The sequence below is a fragment of the Sediminibacterium ginsengisoli genome (assembly GCF_900167075.1).
GTDB lineage: Bacteria > Bacteroidota > Bacteroidia > Chitinophagales > Chitinophagaceae > Sediminibacterium > Sediminibacterium ginsengisoli.
In genome coordinates this window covers 22,059-41,065 of sequence record NZ_FUWH01000014.1, presented here as the reverse complement: position 1 = coordinate 41,065, position 19,007 = coordinate 22,059, and the positions used below count along the sequence as shown (strand labels likewise).

The window sequence follows — 19,007 nt, the reverse complement described above, 5'->3', positions numbered from 1 at the left end:
ACTTCACCCGCTAACAATCCCCGCACCCCAATGCCCCTCACTTCACCCGCTAACAATCCCCGCATCCCAACGCCCCTCACTTCACCCGCCCACAATCCCCGCACCCCAACGCCCCTCACTTCACCCGCCCACAATCCCCGCATCCCAACGCCCCTCACTTCACCCGCCCACAATCCCCGCACCCTAACGCTCCTCACTTCAACAAAATCTCCGTACCTTTACAAACACACTTTACGCAATATGGGGTCGTACTGGTTTTGACAGCATATGTGGCGGTTGGTGTAAGCATGCAGTGCGTTGTGTAATTAGCACTTTAATCTGAATGCTCAAACTTCAAATGGCAATACACAGTATGCCATGGCTGCCTAATCAGAGATTAGCGTAGTCATTCGGGCCGCCGAACAGGTTGACCTGTTACCAGGTTCCGCCGCCGACTCAAAACAAACACAGGTTGCTGTAACAGAAGGCTGTGACTGTTACTTAAGACCATACAGCTAAGTCCGGGATCGGTTTGTTCGTTCCCTGTTCCGGGCCGACAAATAATAATGAAATAAGCATGTAGAAAGCTAATGGTTACGATGTTTGGACAGGGGTTCGACTCCCCTCGGCTCCACAGTTAAGGAAATGCATAATGCATTTCCTTTTTTATTTAAAGTGCGGTCTAAATAAGTGTATCGACAATATTTTACAATGGTTACATTTTAATTTACAATCTGGATTCTTCGCGCCAGTGTACAGCAGGGTAGTTTCGCTAAAACATAAAAATGATGCATAAAGCCGCTACTGCTCTTCTGATACCAATGATGCTCCTTTCTGTAAACTGCAAGGGAAAATTACAACCAGGCTTGCAGCTGGATGTTCAAAAAAGTAAAGTAATGTGGAGTACCCCAAAAAATATGATGGGTGGGCATTATGGTTACTTTCTGTTTCAATCCGGTAATTTAGAGTTTTCAGACACGGGTGAACCTTTAAAAGGAACCTTTCAGATGGATATGAATAGCATCCGGACCACAGATAACCCCACTAAAGCAGGTAATAAAAAAAAGGAAGCGGAGATGAGATTGCCCCAGTTTTTTGCGTCAGACAAATATCCGCTCGCGACCATGGAGGTAAAAAAGATCACCCGGATCGGTTCTTCGGTGAACTATGATGTTTCGGGCGACCTTACGATCAAAGGCATTACCCAGCCAATAGCATTTACAGCAACCATCGAAACAAAAGGCGATACCTGCCATATTACTGCTGCGGTCGACATATCGAACCAGTTATGGGAGATTGGTGATAAAACACATGACAAGCATCGACTTGACTCCTTATCGGCCATCAGGGAAAAGCTTGTACCGCTTATTCATGTATCACTGGACATTACCATGAGCAGGTAAAACACAACGCGACATTTTACGATGTCAGGATTTGATTGATTCTGGAGAAATGAACAAAATCATGAAATATGTACTCATCTATATTTTAATCCCGATGTCTGCTTTTTATACCTCCTATGAGCAACCCAAACAAACGTACCAAAAGATAATACCGGGCTGCAAATAATATATGGAGCCACTTTTTACTGGAATGGCGACAATGTAGCTGTTCAAAAAAAAAGGTAAAAATGGCAAAGAATAAAAAAATCGACACCGGCTATCTGCTTGCGCCGTATAATACGGCTAATGGACTCAGAAAACGCTCGATTATTAGCAAAGTCAAGTTTTTATAAGATCTTTTCTCGAGCAAATTGATATAAATGTTGCTTATTTACAGCAAAATAAATATATTTGTGGATAATAACCAACAAATGAAAACTAAAAAGCAGATACTCTTTCCCAAGTATCAGCGTATTCTGGAACAGCTGGGGGAGAATATTAAGCTGGCAAGAAAACGTCGTCGACTAACTACTATCCAGGTTTCGGAAAGGGCCGGGATAGACAGGTCGACCTTGTATGAAATTGAAAAAGGTACACCCAGCGTTTCTCTGGGTGCTTACTTCAACACGCTGCGTGTATTGGGATTACAGGATGATTTTCTGAAACTGGCAGCCGACGATGAGTACGGTCGCAAACTGCAGGATCTGGACCTGATTAAATAAAACCGACATGGCGACAAATACAGACATATATGTTTACGCAGACTGGAAAGGTTTGACGAAGCCCATGGGTATCGGAGTGCTTACTGCCCGGCAGGCAAAGGCTAAAAAAGCCTTCAGCTTCGCTTATAACAAAGAATGGCTGGATGCATTTGCGCCACTGACACTCGATCCGGATATCGCCTATTACCCAGGCCCGCAATACCCTACCCGGAACAAAGAGAATTTCGGGGTGTTCCAGGACTCGATGCCCGATACCTGGGGAAGAACACTTATGAAAAGACGCGAAGCGCAAAATGCACGTGAAGAAGATCGCGCGCCCAGAACCCTCTATGATATCGATTTTTTACTCGGGGTGTATGACGAGAGCAGGATGGGGGCCTTACGTTTCAAAACAGAGCCGGACGGCCCTTTTCTTGACAACAACGCCGCTTCACCTACACCTCATTGGTCGCATATCCGCGAACTGCAATATGCGGCGCAAATCATCGAAGCGGACAAAGACGACGAAGATATCAAAAAATGGATCGCCCTTCTGATGGCGCCCGGTTCATCACTCGGTGGCGCAAGACCCAAAGCCAATATCCTGGACGACCAGCGACACCCGTGGATCGCCAAATTTCCTTCAGGAGCAGACACCATAGACAAAGCAGCGTGGGAATACTTAGCCTACCTTCTTGCTAAAGATGCCGGTATATACATGTCAGACTCAAGGATCGAACATATAGCCGGTAAGCACCACACTTTTTTCACCAAACGATTCGACAGATCAAATAGTGAAAGAATCCATTTCGCATCCGCCATGACCCTGACCGGTAACAGCGAAGACACCATAAAAGATAATCCCGGAAGCTACCTCGATATCGCAGAGGCCATTCAGAACTACGGTGCGAATATTAATGCTGACCTCGAACAGCTTTGGCGAAGGATGGTCTTCAATATTGCGATATCTAACACCGATGACCACTATCGCAATCATGGGTTCATTGTGATTGGCAATGGCTGGCACTTGTCACCTGCCTATGATATCAATCCCTCGGTAGACAAAAATGGTCTTTCACTGAACATCGATATGGATGACAACACACTGGATTTCGGGCTGGCTAAAAGTGTGGGCAAATTTTTCCGGCTAAATAACCTGCAGATGGATAAGATCATCGCTGAAGTAACCGCAGCTGTAAAAAACTGGAAAACAATCGCTGCAAAGATCGGTATCTCCAGATTGGAGCATGAGCAAATGGCAGGCGCTTTCATGGTGTAGCTTTTGTCAACTGGTTACTCAGAGATGTCCATTCAACGCAAGTACAATATCCATTTCAAGAGCGCAATTTCTACCTCGGTAAGCGATTAGGCACACAGAAAAAGCGGAACAGAGGTTTTGTAATTTTCTATGTCATACCTCCAAGCACTACCCCCTCACAAACAAAAAACTCCGCCCTCCCTGACTCATCACAAAACTTTTCTCCTTCGGATTAAACACCAAAATAACCCCCGCCAGTTCATCCCCAAACTTATCTTTTTCCAGCGCATCGAGTGGTTTGTTTCCCTGGCCGGCAACTTTTGCTATGAGTTTGCTGCCTTCTCTGGCGATGGTTATTTTCAGCGGGATGTCTTTGGATGCGTAATCGCCGAGGTATTGATCAAGTTCTTCGGAAGTGACTTTGTAAGCGCTGAAACGCGGAACCTCAAAAGGCTTGTTGTAGGCCGCGCTCAGCACTGCAATCGAGAGATTGTTGTTATTGTAGTTAGAGCCGTTTGAAATCAGGGCATAAGCTATTTTGTTATCGGGATCGTAGGAGAGGAAGGAGGTAAAGCCGTCGATGCCGCCTGTATGTCCATAGGTTGTCTTATCATAAAAAGGGAACGTGAAGAGGCCGAGGCCATAGCCTTCGTTCAGTGTTTTCATTTCCTGCAGGCTGGCAGCACTGATCAGTTTGCCGCTGAACAGGGCTTCGGCAAAATGGACCAGGTCGGTTGGCGTAGACACGATGGCGCCTGCGCTCATGGGAATGGACATGTCCGTTTCCTTTTCCAGCTTCCAGGTGCCGTCGTACTTGTAGGATTTTGCTTCACCAGCTTCAGGTTTGATCTTGCCGCCTACATAAGTATTGCGCAGGCCAATGGGAGTGGTGATCTTTTCACGGATGAGTTTTGCATAAGGTGTTTTGTATACATCTTCCAGCACAAAGCTCAGCAATACAAAGCCGGAATTACTGTATGCAGCTTTCGTGCCGGGTTCAAAATCGCTGCCTGCAGCGCCAATGATCTTAACCAGTTCGGCCCTGGTCTTCGGTGTGGTGTTCCAGGTCTCGTAGGCGGGATCACTGGTGAAATTATGTATGCCGCTTCTGTGCGAAAGCAGGTGGCGGATCGTTATCTTTTTTGCATTGGGAACTTCCGGGAAATATTTATCGATGGTATCGTCGAGATTTAATTTGCCTTCTTCTTTGGCTTTCAGTACAAGAACCGATGTAAAAGTTTTGGTAATGGATCCTATGCGATACCGCGTATTTTCATCCGGGTGTTTCTGCATCTCACGGTCACTCAGGCCAATCGCTCTTGTATAAAGGAGTTTGCCATCGCGCATTACAGCCGTGCTCCCCATGAACTTTTCATTGGTTTCTAATGCGGTGAACACACTGTCGAGCTTCGCTTTGTTGAAATCCTGCGCAGTTGCTGCCAGTCCGGCCAATGCGATCATTACCGAAAGAATGATTCTTTTCGTCATCGAAATAAATTTTAAAATGATGGCTGAAGTGCGGGGCAATCCCTTTGTAATTGTGCAATGAAAATACACTGAATACCGCTCATCGCAAAATTGTTCATCGTAAAATCGAATGCCAGTGCCAGGCAGGAAACCGCAATTGATCCTTTTTATTGCGTGTTTTTGAAAAATTATGCGTTTCTTTCAGCTATGACTTTACGAATGCTGCTGCTTTTTGCAATAATAGGTGCTTCATACACAATCCTGTCTGCTCAATCCGCTAATACAGATTCGCTCAGGCTCAAAGAAAAAGATACCTTGTCTGCAAAGCAAGCGCTCGATGAAGTTACCGTCAAATCCCGCCAGCAGGTTATCGAAGCTGGTACCACTGCCGGAACCATTATTTACCACGTGGCGCGTTCTGCTGATGCGATCGGACAGACGGCCCTTGAAACCCTGAAAAGAGCGCCGGGTGTTGCAGTGAACAACAATACCGTGATCTCACTCAATGGCCGCACCGGCGTTACGGTAATGATCGATGGCCGCGTCAGTTTTTTGTCGGGCCGGGAAATTATCGACATGCTGCAGTCGATGCCTTCGTCTTCCATCAGATCCATTGAACTGATCAGCAGTCCGGGTGCTAAATATGATGCCTCCGGTACGGCTGGGATCATTCATATCCGCACCATAAAAATGCAGGGGACAGGATTGAACGGCAACATGAATACCGGTGTAAGCATCGGGGTTACGCCTAAACAGAATACGGATCTGTCGTTCAATTATCGCAGGAACCGCTGGAATTACATGCTTGCGTACAATCATTTCATCGGACATTATACTTACGATTACGGCTCCGACCGCTACCAGAACGGAAGGTATTATAACAGCAGCACGTTCGACCGTGATAAACGGTTGCGTTTCAACAGCAGGGCAGGAGTGGACTACAGCATCGATGAAAAGCAAACGCTGGGCCTGATGTTCTCCGCCAATTTCATTCCCGGCGGCGGTAAAACGGAAACGGATACAAAGATCAGCGGGCTAAACACCACTACTGTTGAGCAGGTACTGGATGCAGTAAACGATTATTACAGGCAAAACACTGCGCGTTACAATGTGAACCTGAATTATCAATACGAAGACAAAGGCGGCCGCCAGCTGAATATAGATGTGGACTATGGAGATTTCTCAAAAGAGAATGCCAACCTGCAATCGAATATCTATGCAGATCATTCGGGGAGTTTATTAAACCAGAACCATTACCGTACGCTGAATAACATCGATATCCGTTTGTTTGCGGTTAAAGCCGATTACGCACAGCCTTTGTGGAAGGGCAAACTGGAGTTCGGTGGGAAGTATTCTTCCATCAGTTCGGAGAACAATGGCCGGTTTTATCATATTGTTTCCTACGATAGCCTGGACAACAGGAGATCGAACCGCTTTGCATTTACGGAATCCATTGCCAGCGCTTATGCCTCGTACAGCCGTTCTTCCGGTAAATGGAACTGGCAGTTGGGTTTAAGAATGGAGCATACTGCCAATAACAGCGATACCATGCAACGGCGCTATACACATTTGTTTCCATCAGGTAATGTCAGTTATGCTTTGAGTAAGCGGCAATCGCTCAGCTTATCTTATTCAAGGCGGATCGACCGGCCTGCTTATCCGGACCTGAACCCCTTCATGTATATGCTCGACGAACTTTCTTACTGGCAGGGCAATCCTTATCTGCAACCGCAGCTCTCGCACCGTATCGGTCTGCAATGGGTGAACGGGAGCAGAACAGTGATCAGTCTGAACTATACCAGCACTGCATCCTACATCGCCAGGATCACCGATACAACGGCTAATAACAGCATCATGATGATCCCCCGCAATATCGGCAGGCAGAACAGCTGGGCACTGGTAGCAGCGCAGGGCGTTGCCGCAACACCCTGGTGGGATCTGAACCTGAATGTTACTTTCACTTACCTGCATAATGACATTAATTTCGCTGCCTATAAAGATCTCCAAGCGAAACAGTTTGCGGCACGCTTCAATTTTGTTCAGCGTTTCAAACTTGCGCCAACGTGGAATGCGGAAGTAACAGCCATCTACAATTCAGGAAGACTGAACGCCGCCAATGAGCGCACAAAGGCCATCAGCCAGGTAGACCTCGCACTCGTGAAGAACCTCAGCAGCGCCTGTACCATCCGTATTGCTATGAACGATATTTACAAGGGCAACAAACTACTAACGACCCAGGATATGGGCGGTTACTACATTCAGACTTATGGCTATTATGAAACACAGCAATTCCGGATGAACCTGAGTTACCGATTTGCCAGCAAGAACAGCAAAGCACCCCGTAACCGGAGTTCTGCGCTTGAAGCGGAAAACGGAAGGATCAGGTAACCGGCCTCACAGTATTTTCTTCAGAATGGACAGATCCGTTTCATTTAAATAAGGTTGATGACAAGATGCATTTTTTGCAGTCTTCACATGTTTTTTGAGGTAGGTAATCATACTAAAAAAGGAGTCGCAAAAATGCAATCTCCTTTTTTAGTATTTCTATAATTGTCAGAATTTTATGGATACAAAAGATACTTCTTCCGCATTTCCTTGTACTGGCTTAATCCCGGTTCCCAGCTTTTACGGATCTCTGCTTCAGATACGCCGTTCATCACCTGCTGCCTGAATTCACCTACGCCGATCTGGATCTCTATGGAGTTCATTTCCTTGCTCAGTTTACCATCGAAGAACTTTTCCTTGTACGGATGTGCATTGTATAATTCTATGATCCAGCTGATATTGATCTGTTTGCTTTTCCTCAGCTTTTCTACATCATAGTTTCTGAGATCGAGCCCGAAACATTCCTGGTTCATGAACAAGGGTGTTTCCGACATTCCCTTGATACTGGTTGGCGTATAAGAAAAAGAATAAATGCCTTTCAGTTCAGGACTTCCCAGTACAGTGAACGGAAATAACGTTCCGCGGCCATGGTTCAGGTAGGTTCCTTCAAACATACAGGTAGACGGGTATAACAGGATCGCCTGCTGTGTGTTGAGGTTGGGTGATGGTTTTACCGGAAGCGTATACGGCATATCATGATCGTAATTCGCCACCGGTATTACCGTGAGCTTACATTTCTTTTCTTTGTTGAGCAACCAGCCTTCGCCATTCGCCATCATCGCAAACTCGCCCACGGTAAGGCCATGCGACATCGGTATCGGGAACATACCGATACCTGATTTATATTTCATATCCAGGATAGGTCCATCTACCAGGTAAGCATTGGGGTTGGGTCTGTCGAGGATCAGCATTTCCTTATCGTTCTCCACACAGGCATCCATCAGGCGTGAGAGTGCATTGATGTTGGTATAAAAACGAACGCCCACATCCTGCAGATCATAGATAAGGATGTCGATATCTGCCATGTCTTCTTTGCTTGGTTTGTTCTTTTTGCCATATAAGGAAACCAGCGGAATGCCTGAAGCCGGATCTGTCTCGTCTGCCACATGCACGCCTGCGCTTGCATTGCCACGGAATCCATGTTCGGGGCCAAATACCTTTACAATTTTTACCCCGAGTTTCTGAAGACTGTCTACCAGGTGGGTTTTGCCGATAATGGTTGTCGGGTTCGCCATGATCGCCACCCGTTTGCCTTTCAGCAGGGGCAGGTATTTATCGAGTTGATCGGCACCGGTAAGAATGGGTTTTGCAGCAGGATCAGGTGTAGTTGCATGACTGCTGTTAAAAGATAAGATACTAACAGTCAGTAGTATGCAGGCAATAAAGAGATTGCGTTTTTTCATATGGCAGATTGAGGGATAAATATAAAAGGGTTTTTTCTTCCGATAGTGTTATGGCACTATAGATTTTCAGACAGACAATACAGGAATTGCATTGTAAAGACTGGATTAATGAGTTATTGCTATTAATTGGTATCTTTATGTCGAAATTTTTAGTGAAAATCATCATGATGGAAGGTGAAATGTTGAAGCATTCGACATATCTTAGTTGTTATGTCGAAATGATCGCTCTTTTTCAACATGAAACTTATTTTATGATGAATCAATAACGATCGAAAGAAATTAATGTCGATAAAATAGTGAAAAAGCATAATAAGTAATGTACAATAAGCTTACTCCTTATAATGATCTTCCGGATTTGCCGCCAGCTGGGTTTTCTGAAAGCCCTGAAATACTGAAACAGTTAAGCCTTGCTTCCCGTTATTTGGGTGAGCTTAATGGTTTATGCGCATCCTTGCCCGATCCCAATTTATTGATCAATACTATCGTGCTTCAGGAAAGTAAAGACAGTTCTGCAATCGAAAATATTGTGACCACTCTGGATGAGTTATATAAAGCGGCCGCAGAAGAAGCATATGCCAGTTATGCAGCAAAAGAAGTATTGAGTTATAAAGATGCGTTGTACAAAGGACTTGAAAAAATGAAGTTGCAAGGCAACCTGCTTGTAACCAATACAATGATCGAGGTAGTGCAAACTATTAAACAAAATAATTCAGGCATAAGAAATACACCAGGTACAGCCTTAAAAAATGCTATTAATGGCGAGATCATCTACACGCCTCCCTGTTGTGAAGATGTGTTGAGAGAAAAGCTGGCTGCATTGGAACGATTCATAAATGACGCCACTGTATCTCCAATGGACCCCTTGATTAAAATGGCCTTTATTCATTACCAGTTTGAATCAATACATCCATTTATAGATGGAAATGGCAGAGCAGGAAGAATTCTTAATGCATTATATCTGGTACAGCAGGGATTACTGACGCAACCGGTGTTATATCTTAGTTCTTATATCGTAACATACAAAGCCGAATATTACCAATTGTTGCGGGGGGTGACGGAAAAAAATAACTGGAATGATTGGGTCATGTATGTATTAACAGCTGTGATGGAAACTGCACAACTCAGTACCCGGAAGATCCGGGAATTGCTGGCACTTAAGCAGGAATATGAACGAAGAATGCGCGAAGTGCTGGGCGGGTCATTCAGTTATAATTTATTACAGTTGATGTTCACACTCCCATATCTGAAAATAGAATTGCTGGAGAGAAAAAATATCGCACATAGACAAACAGCATCAGGCTGGCTGAAAAAACTATCAGAAGCAGGGCTCTTAAAGCCGCAAAAAATAGGCCGGACTACCTACTATATTAATCACAGGGTAATAAACTTACTTACAGTTCATGGAAATTAACTCCCATTCAAATACATGGTAGACGTTTAATGTTGATTGTGTGTAAACGGATATTTCGGCTCTTTCTTAATTTTAGAAGCTTTAAATATATCTTCAAATGGGAAAACTAATCTTCGCGATCAACATCACTTTAGACGGCTGCTGCGATCACACAAAAGGGATCGGCGATGAAGAGATCCATGAATATTTCACAAATCTCCTCGGCGAAGTGGATGTACTCGTTTACGGTCGTAAAACCTATGAGCTGATGGTTCCTTTCTGGCCGGATATAGCAAGGAACAATTCCGGAACCAACGAAACAATGAATGCGTTTGCGCGGGCTTTTGATGCTGTCGGGAAGATCGTTGTGTTTTCCCGTTCGCTGCAGCAGGCAGATGATGGAAAAACAAAGATCGTCGGCACAGATCTCCGGGAAGAAATCCTTAAACTGAAACAGGAAGAGGGTAAGGATATTTTACTCGGCGGCGTGGATCTTCCGTCACAATTAATGCAAATGGACCTGATCGATGAATACCGTTTCGTGGTTCAGCCGCTGATCGTTGGCGAAGGCCGGCGTTTGCTGGAAGGAATCAGCCTTGAAGGCTTGAAATTGAAGCTCGTCAGCTCGAAAGTGTTTAAATCGGGGTGCATGGCGCTTCATTATGTGAAATAAAAGGTTCCCTATGCGGGAACCTTATGTATGTAGTATCTCGTATTACCATTTATCACTCCTGCGGCCTGTAAGACAACATCCAGTCTACCCCGAACTTGTCCGTTAACATTCCGAAAGTATCACCCCAGAATTCAACGCGCGGTGTATGTGTAGCGGTGCCGCCGGCTGATAATTTATTGTAGATATCGTGCAGTTCCTCATCACTGCTGCAGTTAAGACTAAGCGCCATAGTCTTGCCCTTTACCAGCGTATTGCCCATGCAGTTATCGGCTCCATGTAAGATCACTCCGCCATTGATGAGGCTCGAATGCATGATCAAGTCTTTCTTATCGGCCGGCATCTGGTCGGCCACGGCAGATTCACCCATCGGCATCAGAGAAAGATCGCCGCCCAGGCATTGCTGGTAAAAAGTCATCGCCTCGCGGCACTCATTTTCAAAAAACAGGTAAGCATCGATCCGTTTCATGATGTTTGATTTTTTGGTTTCGGTTTTATCGTTATCAACAATATAAAGGTACCTGCCGTTCTGTAAAACAGTCTATGCTGTTTACGGCTTTTTAAGGGGTTATTTGCGACAGAACAGTTCACGTATTTATACCTAAATACCTGAACAACACATAAAATCTTTCAATTATTGTTCTAACGCTGATCGGTAATACGGCCGCTATTTCAACCGGCTAGGAAATAAGATGAAAAAGATATATAAGTCAACCGTTAAAATCAATATTTTACATGCCAAAATCCACCCGAATGAAAATACTTGTAGCGGAAGACGAGCCGTTATTGCTGAAAACGATTGAGCTGAAATTAAAGAAAGAAGGGTATGAAGTGATTATCACACAGGATGGAAAGCAGGCACTGGAACATATCCGGAAAGAGAATCCCGATCTTGTGATCACGGATATAATGATGCCATATGCATCCGGAATGGAGATCATTAATTTCATCAGGCAGAAAATGGAGAAGAAGATCGCTGTGATCATGCTCTCAGGTATGGAGCAGGAACAGGTGAAAATGGAAGCATTCGACCTCGGCGCTGATGATTATATCACTAAACCTTTCAGCCTCAACGAACTCGCTATCCGCGTAAAAAGACTGCTCCGTTAACCGGAATAACTGAAAAGAAACTATTCGATACTAATTTCCTGTCTATGAGAAAAACCAGTATCTGCCTGTCTGTACTGTTCATATCCCTGCTGACTGCTTCAGGGGTAGCCGCCCAGGATACCACTTCAGCCGATGGCCTGCTGACCGAAGCAAGAAAAGCTGCTTTCGAGAAGGATGATTACACGCTTGCAAAAAAATACCTTCACAAGGCGCTGGCCATCAGTCCCGGCTATGCCGATATCAAAATATTCCTGGGCCGGATTTACACCTGGACAAAAGTATACGACAGCGCGCGTTACTATTTTCATGATGTACTGACTAAAGACCCCGCCTACGAAGACGCTTCTGTTGCTCTCGCTAGCCTTGAATACTGGAACGATCAGAATGCTGCGGCTTTACGTGTTCTTGACAGCGCATTACAATATCATCCTGCCTCCGAAAACCTGCTGTTACTGAAAGCGAAAGTGCTGAATGCAGAGCGGAACTATGCAGCTGCCCAACTGGCGATCGATCAGCTTTTTAAGGTAAACAGGAACAATACTGAAGCCCGTGCACTCGAAGGCAGGATCCGCGAATCTGCTGCAAAGAACAAGATCGGTATCAGTTATGATTACGTGTATTTCGACAAGCAATTCCCTGATCCCTGGCATCTTGTTTCGCTTGATTACGGAAGAGTAACGGGCATCGGTACTGTCACCGGCCGCATCAATTACGCCAACCGCTTTGCGGAAAACGGGATCCAGTACGAGTTGGAAGCATACCCACGCATCTCCAAAACCTTTTATACATATGTCGGGGCCGGTTATTCGGATAAGATCGGTGTGTTCCCGCATTGGCGCGGCGGCTTTTCCCTGTATGCCAACCTGCCCAAAAGTTTTGAAGGCGAGCTCGGTGTACGATATCTCCGGTTTTCCGGCGACCCCGTTTGGGTTTATACCGGGTATGTAGGTAAGTATTATAAAAGCTGGCTCTTCGGGGGGCGTGTCTATATCACACCAGGTACATTCACTAAAACACTGTCCACTTCCTACAGTGTTTCAGCTCGGTATTATTATGGCAGTTCCGACGATATGATCGGCCTGATTGCGGGGTACGGCATTTCTCCCGACGATCGCTTTAATGCGATACAACTTGGTGATAACATTCGCCTCACTTCCTATAAGGCGGGCTTCTCTTTCAGGAAAAAAGTCAGCCGGTTAAATGTGCTTAGTGTGGATGGTAACTGGTTTAACCAGGAATATCTTCCGGGTACCAAGGGCAATCAATATCAAATCAGTCTGGGATGGCTCTTTCGTTTTTAAAAAGAACAGGAACGGGTACGGTCATCCGTACGCTGCTGGTATTGCTCCTGCTGCTGCCGGTATGGATGTACATTGCCTGGCTCTGTGCGCCCAAACGTGAACTGGTGATCGCGATCATTGATAAAACGGTGCTCAATACGAAAGACCAGGAACATGTTTCCCTCAACTGGGTGCTCGATCAGGAAAAATTTACCAAAGACGGCAGACAATTATACAAAAGCGGAAAAGATTATTATGGCTTTTTCCCGCTTGAGGGTAAACGTTATGAACTGCACGGACTGGAAGAATTCAGTACGGAAAGGCTGGACAGGCTTGCAGTTGATGCAGATGTCATGTATATCACCGATGCATATGGAATTTTCAGGAACGAATGGCTCAAAGAAGGCGATGCCAAAGAAAGATCCGGTATTGTATACGGAGGACTCAGCCAGCAGGACTTTTATCTCCTCAAACAAATGCGTGATAAAAAGAAATTGCTGATCACGGAATTCAACTGCCTTGCTTCTCCTACACCTCCTGCGGTACGGGCTGAATTTGAAAACCTTTTCGGCGTGCGGTGGACTGGCTGGATCGGCCGCTTTTTCAGCAGCTTCGATACCACGGTCAACAAAGAACTTCCGAAATGGCTGATCAGTAATTACAAACAACAGCACAATGGTGCCTGGCCTTTTTCAAAACCTGGCATTGCTTTTATTCATTCCGATGATACCGTAGTGATCCTTGAAGAAGGCAGCGGATTGGAAACAACGGTGCCTTATATTTATTCAACAGCAGATGCCCGGAAGAAGTATGGCCTGCCGGAAAAAATACCTTATTCTTTCTGGTTCGATATTGTACAGCCGGATCCGCGTGTAAATAAGATCCTGTCATCCTATCAGATCGAAACGACTGCAAAAGGTAAAGAGGAACTGAACAGGCACGGGTTGCCTGCCAGCTTTCCTGCAGTAACTGCACATATTGCAGACGATTACCGCTTCTATTATTTTTCCGGCGATTTTGCCGATGCGCCGGTTTCGGTATTCTCCTCTCATTTTAAAGGTATCGGAGCGTTCAAAAGATTCATGTTCAACCCGCACGATGAGCAGGACAGGAGAGGATTCTTCTGGTCTTTTTACCGCCCGCTGGTTACATCGGTACTGAATGATTATTACAGCAAGATCAAACCTGATTAAGGAAGGTATTTCCGCAACAGGCTGTCGGGCACGATCTTATTGGTCCGGATGAATTTCTCATTCCTGCTGCGGAAGTTTGCGAATGCATCAATAAGTGCCCGTTGCCTTGCATTGTCATTCTCAGGAGATAATCCCATATTGTTGTTGATCCTGAAAAAGTTGTCGCCGCTCACCATATATTCACCCATTACGAAATCGTTCAGATCGGTCTTGGTCTGCTTTAAAGGATAAGCATGGATATTGCGGAATGTTCTTGCTGTATCCAGTCCGCTGCCGATCCAGCTCACGCTGTCCGGAACATGCCAGTTATAGCTTTTCTTCATCCAGGCCAGCAGTGATGGCGTGATATCGAAATGTGAGGAAACGGAAGAGAATTTCGCGGTTCTTTTCAGCAGGGGCGAGTAAATGATCAGTGGAACATGATAACGGTCTAATTTGGTAGACATCGGTATTTCCGGCATCCTGTGATCGCCGGTGATCAGGAATACGGTATTGCTGAAATCAGGTCTTTGGGAATATTGCGCAAAAAAGTCTCTTAATGCATCATCTGTAAAAAGAATACTTGCGTACTGGCGACTGTAGTTACGGCTCTGCTTTTTAAGATCATCGGTAAAACCCAGGTACTGCATCCGCTGTTCAAAAGCCTGCAGGTATTTGTCCTGCTCGTTGATAAGGAATGGATTGTGTGTGCTCACCGTCAGCAACACATTAAGAGAAGGCTGCGCGGAAGTAGGCTGCACCTGCAGGTAGCGTCTGAACAATTCCTTGTCTCCGTAACCCCAGCTAAATCCGTTTTCGCCGGGCATTTTTATATAACCCGCAGGAAATGTTTTTTCATCATTCACGGAACTGATATGGTTCTTCTCCATATAAGTATCCATAAAGTCAAAATGAGCATCGCCTCCATAATAAAAGGATGTGCGGTAGCCATTCCCGGCAGCCAGATTGATCAGCGAAAAATGCTCCGGCATCGCATTACCCAGTTCTGAAAATCCCTGTGATGCAAAAGGCAGCGAGCCCATGATGGATGGCAGTGCGGCAAATGTTCTTCCTCCCGCACTCAGGAAGTTCTCCCAGTACAGGCTTTTATCCGACAATGAATCGAGGAACGGCGTAAAATTGCCGAGGTAAGCGCCTTTATTGGTAAAAGCCCTGCCGAGTCCTTCTACGAGAAGGATAACAATATCCGGCGCACGCGGCGACCTGTTGAAAAATGGCGATAATACATCCAGCGTGCTGTCCGTAGTATGCAGAAAGGGAAAATTGTTTTCATCGATATACCGGTAAGAAGCCAGTGCCGTATCTGCTGTACCATCCGGTATACGCCCTGTATAAGCAGCGGAATAAATATCAACGCCCGCTTCCGTTGGGAAGAAGTGTCGGTAAGATTCGCTGTAGAAAAACCAGGATTTGTTTACAGAAAGCAGGTTGCTGTATTCCTGTCCAGGCATTTCTTCCTGTACCGACTCTGAGGCGCGGGAAAGCGACAGCAGGCACAAAATGAAGAAAAGACGAACCAGCCATTTGTTATTCCTGCGCTGACGGGGAAGAAATACAAATGCGCTGATGATCATCAGAACAGCAGCTATGAACATAGCGATAGATGCCGCGTTGATGCTGCCTGCAGAGCCGACGGTTTGCCGGATCTCTGCCTTTGAATAGCCCCACAGATCTGCACCCAGTGGTACCAGCGTGCTCACAAAATAAAAAGAAAGTCCCAGCTGGATCAGTACAATAAAAAGAGACAGGATAATAAAGAACCAGCGTGCCACCGGTTGATGAATCGCGTACAGAAGCACAAACAAAGGATAACAGATAGTGATGGTCCGGAAGAAAAAAGCAAGGTCTTTCAGCGCAGCCGATAAGATCACTTTGCCGAATAATGGTGCGGTTCCGTGCTGAATATTATCGTACACCAGTTCAAATACCCGGGCACATACAAGCAATAATAGCAGGATCAACGCATGCTGCACATAGTACCTGAATGATTTGTTCAGGAACATACGCGACCGCCCGATGGCAGGAATGATCTTTGTCTCCATTACCCAGCCCTCCTCATCCTTTGCTTCCGGTTCAGGAACGCTGGCGGTAACGGCAGGGTTTACGGGAACAACTGTTCCTGCAATGACCGTGTTTTTCTTTTTGGTAAAACCCTGCCGCGTCATTTCGCCCCAGCCTTTTTTCTTTTTGATCAGGTCGAGGTAGCCGCGGATCGCACTCCATACAACAAAAGGGTGGTAGTAAAACGGTTCGGAAAGCCCGGTGATGAGCAGGCGGAATATGTCTACCCGTCGCTTATACTGGTTAAAGGTCAGTACTTCCATCAGTATGGCGAAGGCCGAATAGAGATAACCGAAACAGGTGATGAACAAAAGGAATGCGATGAAGAACTGCCAGTCGAGGTAGCCTGTCAGTGCGAAAATGAAAAAGCCGATAAAACCCAGGAACTCTACAACCGGAGCACACATTTCAAAAAAGAACCAGTAAGGATAACTGAGCATCCCGAGCAAACGATACCTCGGATTAAAGAACATCACTTTATGAAATTTCAGCGTTTCATAGGTTCCCCGTATCCATCTGTTACGCTGTCTGCCCAGGATCCTGAATGTAGATGGCGCTTCTGTCCAGCATAATGGGTCCGGAATATAAGTGACCACATAAGGCTCGTTCTTTTCCTCCATATACCGGCGCATCCGTACCACCAGTTCCATGTCTTCACCCACTGTATTGTGGTTGTAACCGCCGCATTTGACTGCAATTTCTTTATCGAATGCACCGAAGGCGCCGGAAATAAGCATCAGCCCGTTGAGACGGGTCCATGCCATCCTGCCCAAAAGAAAAGCACGTATATATTCGAGGATCTGTATGCGCGGGAGATAATCTTCTGCCAGTTTTACCTTGATGAGCCTGCCGTCTTCAATAATACAGGAGTTGGCAATCCGTACCACGCCACCTGTAGCGATCACCCTTTTATCGGTCTGCTCCATAAAAGGCTTGATCATTTTTAAAAGCGCATCCTGTTCCAGGATGCAATCTACATCAATACATACAAGAATATCGTTCGATGATACATTGATGCCGGCATTGAGCGCGTCTGCCTTGCCGCCGTTTACCTTATCCACCACCAACAGCTTATGATAGATACTGTTCCTGCTTTTGTAAACAGCTTTTATTTCCTTGCAGGGCAGCTTTACATCGATGAACATTTCTGTCTTTTCCAGGTCGTATGCGGCGATCAGTTGTTCGAGTCCGTCGTCTTTACTGCCATCGTTGATCACGATTACTTCGAGATGTGTATAATAAATGGACAAGAGGGAACGTACATTCTCAACAATGGTTTTGCCTTCGTTATAAGCAGGTGCAAGTACACTTACGGAAGGTGCATGAACGGAAGCCGCCAGCACACGGTAATCGGTAAACTGGTTCTTCCGCATGTATTTCCGGGTTTCACCGATGGAGAACAGGCCGATGAATATATAGGACAACAGCAACAATACCGAATACGCGAAAATGGTATAAGTGATAAAATGGAATAATATGTCGATGATAGCTTCCGGGTTCATTTTTTGCTGTTTACCGCATTGTAGATTCTCTGGTAAGGCTCCGGCTGCTCAGCCGCTTTGGCCAGAATAAAGTCCAGTCCGTCGGGTGAAGTTGCCGTGAGCAGCGCAGCCGCTTTCAGTTTAACGATATGATCGGGGTGTTCCAGCTGCTGCTTCAGAAAATCTGACTGTTCTCCGGTGATAATGTCTGATAGTGCATCCAGGATCGCAACCTGGTTTTTCAATGGTTCCTTGCTGAAATAACCGCAAAGGACCATCGGTGTTTTTTCATCCGCTAATTGCACAAGCGTTCTCACGGCCTGCTTCCGCACCAGCGCATCCGGATGAACAAGGCATTTCTGAACGTATTCCGTAGCACCAAACTGCTGGTAATCTTCGGTGAGCTTGAGTGCAAAGCTTACTACGGTATTGTTTTCCGACCGCAGCCATTTGGGTAAATTGTCTGCAAACCCTTCCTTGTTGGGATAACGGCGCAATTGTTCCATCAGTTTCAGCTGCTGCCATTCGGTGAGCGGGTAGGAGATGATATCGAGGAAACGAAGTCCGCTGAAACCTGTCAGATGGATAACACCGGTCTGGGCTTCCATCCGTACAAACTCATTCCTGTTATCGGTATACTTATAAATATCTGCCAGCGCATCTTCCTGGCCCATGAGGTATAACTCCTGTATGCCCCGGGCTTTTACATGCCATTTATTGCTGCGTTTCAGTTTCGCAAGGGAGAATTCCCTGAGTCCGAGCTGTATATACAGGTTGGCAATGCCTTCCCCGATCGTACCTGAGAAGTTTTTCCTGCAGCGCACCAGTTCATCTACTGCAAATTGCCTGGCAAGCCGGTTGTCCAGAATCTTGTACAACCTCCCGGGAACCTCATATCCTACAGCGCTTTCTTCGGCAATGATCTGTGAAATGATATCTTCCATGTATTGCCGTATCCGCTCGATATAAATGAATTTTTTCTTTTTAAAGAACAGGTAGAGATAGATAGATGCCACTACCAGCGCGATAAGAACGATCAGCACGAGTACCGATAACAACAGCGTGTCCCCCTGGGTCATACGGGTGATGAACCGCGTGAGAATACTGTCCAGCAGGCAACCGGTTTCATATGGATACATACTTAAATATATGACGGCAAGATGGTTTCTGCAAAATCTAAGGACAGGAGTTAGCAAAACGCAAATTCCAGCCTGTAACGGGTACGTCATTGCCACTGTTATATAGTT

14 protein-coding genes and 1 other RNA gene are annotated in these 19,007 nt (G+C 45.8%); 10 read left to right on the top strand and 5 right to left on the bottom strand.

Annotated features, from left to right (window positions below):
• The first annotated feature begins 242 nt into the window (after positions 1 to 242).
• From ssrA to B5D42_RS17045, 4 genes are all read left to right on the top strand, one after another.
• Positions 243 to 616: a transfer-messenger RNA gene (gene ssrA / locus B5D42_RS17060) on the top strand.
• 148 nt (positions 617 to 764) lie between these two features.
• The gene (locus tag B5D42_RS17055; RefSeq protein ID WP_078832752.1) at positions 765 to 1,382 is read left to right on the top strand and encodes a YceI family protein; all 618 of its coding nucleotides are present in this window, start codon (positions 765 to 767) and stop codon (positions 1,380 to 1,382) included.
• A 410-nt stretch (positions 1,383 to 1,792) separates the two neighbouring features.
• Entirely contained in the window at positions 1,793 to 2,083 is a 291-nt protein-coding gene (locus tag B5D42_RS17050; RefSeq protein WP_078832751.1) for a helix-turn-helix domain-containing protein, read from the top strand.
• Positions 2,084 to 2,090: 7 nt separating this feature from the next.
• Entirely contained in the window at positions 2,091 to 3,341 is a 1,251-nt protein-coding gene (locus B5D42_RS17045; protein WP_078832750.1) for a type II toxin-antitoxin system HipA family toxin, read from the top strand.
• Positions 3,342 to 3,488: 147 nt separating this feature from the next.
• Here the strand turns inward: B5D42_RS17045 and B5D42_RS17040 are convergent, their stop codons facing one another.
• On the bottom strand, positions 3,489 to 4,808 hold the full coding sequence (locus B5D42_RS17040; protein WP_078832749.1) for a serine hydrolase domain-containing protein: 1,320 nt from the start codon (positions 4,806 to 4,808) through the stop codon (positions 3,489 to 3,491).
• Between the two features lie 186 nt (positions 4,809 to 4,994).
• Between B5D42_RS17040 and B5D42_RS17035 the strand changes: the two genes are divergently transcribed.
• On the top strand, positions 4,995 to 7,175 hold the full coding sequence (locus B5D42_RS17035; protein WP_139367223.1) for a TonB-dependent receptor domain-containing protein: 2,181 nt from the start codon (positions 4,995 to 4,997) through the stop codon (positions 7,173 to 7,175).
• Between the two features lie 173 nt (positions 7,176 to 7,348).
• On the opposite strand, the gene B5D42_RS17030 is transcribed toward B5D42_RS17035, so the two are convergent.
• Entirely contained in the window at positions 7,349 to 8,575 is a 1,227-nt protein-coding gene (locus tag B5D42_RS17030) for an exo-beta-N-acetylmuramidase NamZ family protein (RefSeq protein ID WP_078832747.1), read from the bottom strand.
• A gap of 316 nt (positions 8,576 to 8,891) precedes the next feature.
• On the opposite strand from B5D42_RS17030, the gene B5D42_RS17025 reads away from it, so the two are divergent.
• Entirely contained in the window at positions 8,892 to 9,986 is a 1,095-nt protein-coding gene (locus B5D42_RS17025; protein WP_078832745.1) for a Fic family protein, read from the top strand.
• Positions 9,987 to 10,083: 97 nt separating this feature from the next.
• Positions 10,084 to 10,638: a dihydrofolate reductase family protein gene (locus tag B5D42_RS17020; RefSeq protein WP_078832744.1), complete on the top strand. Its 555-nt coding sequence runs from the start codon at positions 10,084 to 10,086 to the stop codon at positions 10,636 to 10,638.
• 52 nt (positions 10,639 to 10,690) lie between these two features.
• Here the strand turns inward: B5D42_RS17020 and B5D42_RS17015 are convergent, their stop codons facing one another.
• Positions 10,691 to 11,104, bottom strand: a complete 414-nt coding sequence (locus tag B5D42_RS17015) for a VOC family protein (protein ID WP_078832743.1) — start codon at positions 11,102 to 11,104, stop codon at positions 10,691 to 10,693.
• Between the two features lie 284 nt (positions 11,105 to 11,388).
• Here B5D42_RS17015 and B5D42_RS17010 point away from each other — a divergent pair, with 284 nt between their 5' ends.
• The 3 genes from B5D42_RS17010 to B5D42_RS17000 are packed head-to-tail and all read left to right on the top strand — an operon-like array spanning position 11,389 to position 14,218.
• Complete coding sequence (locus B5D42_RS17010; RefSeq protein ID WP_078832742.1) at positions 11,389 to 11,745, top strand: response regulator transcription factor; 357 nt, start codon at positions 11,389 to 11,391, stop codon at positions 11,743 to 11,745.
• Between the two features lie 44 nt (positions 11,746 to 11,789).
• Positions 11,790 to 13,046, top strand: coding sequence for a YaiO family outer membrane beta-barrel protein (locus B5D42_RS17005; RefSeq protein ID WP_078832741.1), 1,257 nt, complete (start codon positions 11,790 to 11,792; stop codon positions 13,044 to 13,046).
• Positions 13,028 to 14,218, top strand: coding sequence for a hypothetical protein (locus tag B5D42_RS17000; protein WP_078832740.1), 1,191 nt, complete (start codon positions 13,028 to 13,030; stop codon positions 14,216 to 14,218). Before B5D42_RS17005 ends, B5D42_RS17000 begins: the two co-directional genes overlap by 19 nt.
• Here the strand turns inward: B5D42_RS17000 and B5D42_RS18045 are convergent.
• Positions 14,215 to 17,781 carry a sulfatase-like hydrolase/transferase gene (locus tag B5D42_RS18045; RefSeq protein ID WP_217698856.1) on the bottom strand — a complete coding sequence of 1,189 codons (3,567 nt, stop codon included), beginning with the start codon at positions 17,779 to 17,781 and terminating at the stop codon, positions 14,215 to 14,217. The two genes, B5D42_RS17000 and B5D42_RS18045, sit on opposite strands and share 4 nt — an antisense overlap.
• A complete protein-coding gene (locus B5D42_RS16985) occupies positions 17,778 to 18,899 on the bottom strand; it encodes a HEAT repeat domain-containing protein (protein WP_078832739.1) in 1,122 nt (373 codons plus the stop codon). Before B5D42_RS16985 ends, B5D42_RS18045 begins: the two co-directional genes overlap by 4 nt.
• Positions 18,900 to 19,007 lie beyond the last annotated feature (108 nt).

What these genes read in the sequence shown, in the direction of transcription:
- B5D42_RS17040 (WP_078832749.1), bottom strand. Translation starts at nt 4,808, where the DNA reads ATGACGAAAAGAATCATTCTTTCGGTAATGATCGCATTGGCCGGACTG.
- B5D42_RS17050 (WP_078832751.1), top strand. Translation starts at nt 1,793, where the DNA reads ATGAAAACTAAAAAGCAGATACTCTTTCCCAAGTATCAGCGTATTCTG.
- B5D42_RS17005 (WP_078832741.1), top strand. Translation starts at nt 11,790, where the DNA reads ATGAGAAAAACCAGTATCTGCCTGTCTGTACTGTTCATATCCCTGCTG.
- B5D42_RS17035 (WP_139367223.1), top strand. Translation starts at nt 4,995, where the DNA reads ATGACTTTACGAATGCTGCTGCTTTTTGCAATAATAGGTGCTTCATAC.
- B5D42_RS17010 (WP_078832742.1), top strand. Translation starts at nt 11,389, where the DNA reads ATGAAAATACTTGTAGCGGAAGACGAGCCGTTATTGCTGAAAACGATT.
- B5D42_RS17000 (WP_078832740.1), top strand. Translation starts at nt 13,028, where the DNA reads ATGGCTCTTTCGTTTTTAAAAAGAACAGGAACGGGTACGGTCATCCGT.
- B5D42_RS18045 (WP_217698856.1), bottom strand. Translation starts at nt 17,781, where the DNA reads ATGAACCCGGAAGCTATCATCGACATATTATTCCATTTTATCACTTAT.
- B5D42_RS17055 (WP_078832752.1), top strand. Translation starts at nt 765, where the DNA reads ATGATGCATAAAGCCGCTACTGCTCTTCTGATACCAATGATGCTCCTT.
- B5D42_RS16985 (WP_078832739.1), bottom strand. Translation starts at nt 18,899, where the DNA reads ATGTATCCATATGAAACCGGTTGCCTGCTGGACAGTATTCTCACGCGG.
- B5D42_RS17030 (WP_078832747.1), bottom strand. Translation starts at nt 8,575, where the DNA reads ATGAAAAAACGCAATCTCTTTATTGCCTGCATACTACTGACTGTTAGT.
- B5D42_RS17015 (WP_078832743.1), bottom strand. Translation starts at nt 11,104, where the DNA reads ATGAAACGGATCGATGCTTACCTGTTTTTTGAAAATGAGTGCCGCGAG.
- B5D42_RS17045 (WP_078832750.1), top strand. Translation starts at nt 2,091, where the DNA reads ATGGCGACAAATACAGACATATATGTTTACGCAGACTGGAAAGGTTTG.
- B5D42_RS17020 (WP_078832744.1), top strand. Translation starts at nt 10,084, where the DNA reads ATGGGAAAACTAATCTTCGCGATCAACATCACTTTAGACGGCTGCTGC.
- B5D42_RS17025 (WP_078832745.1), top strand. Translation starts at nt 8,892, where the DNA reads ATGTACAATAAGCTTACTCCTTATAATGATCTTCCGGATTTGCCGCCA.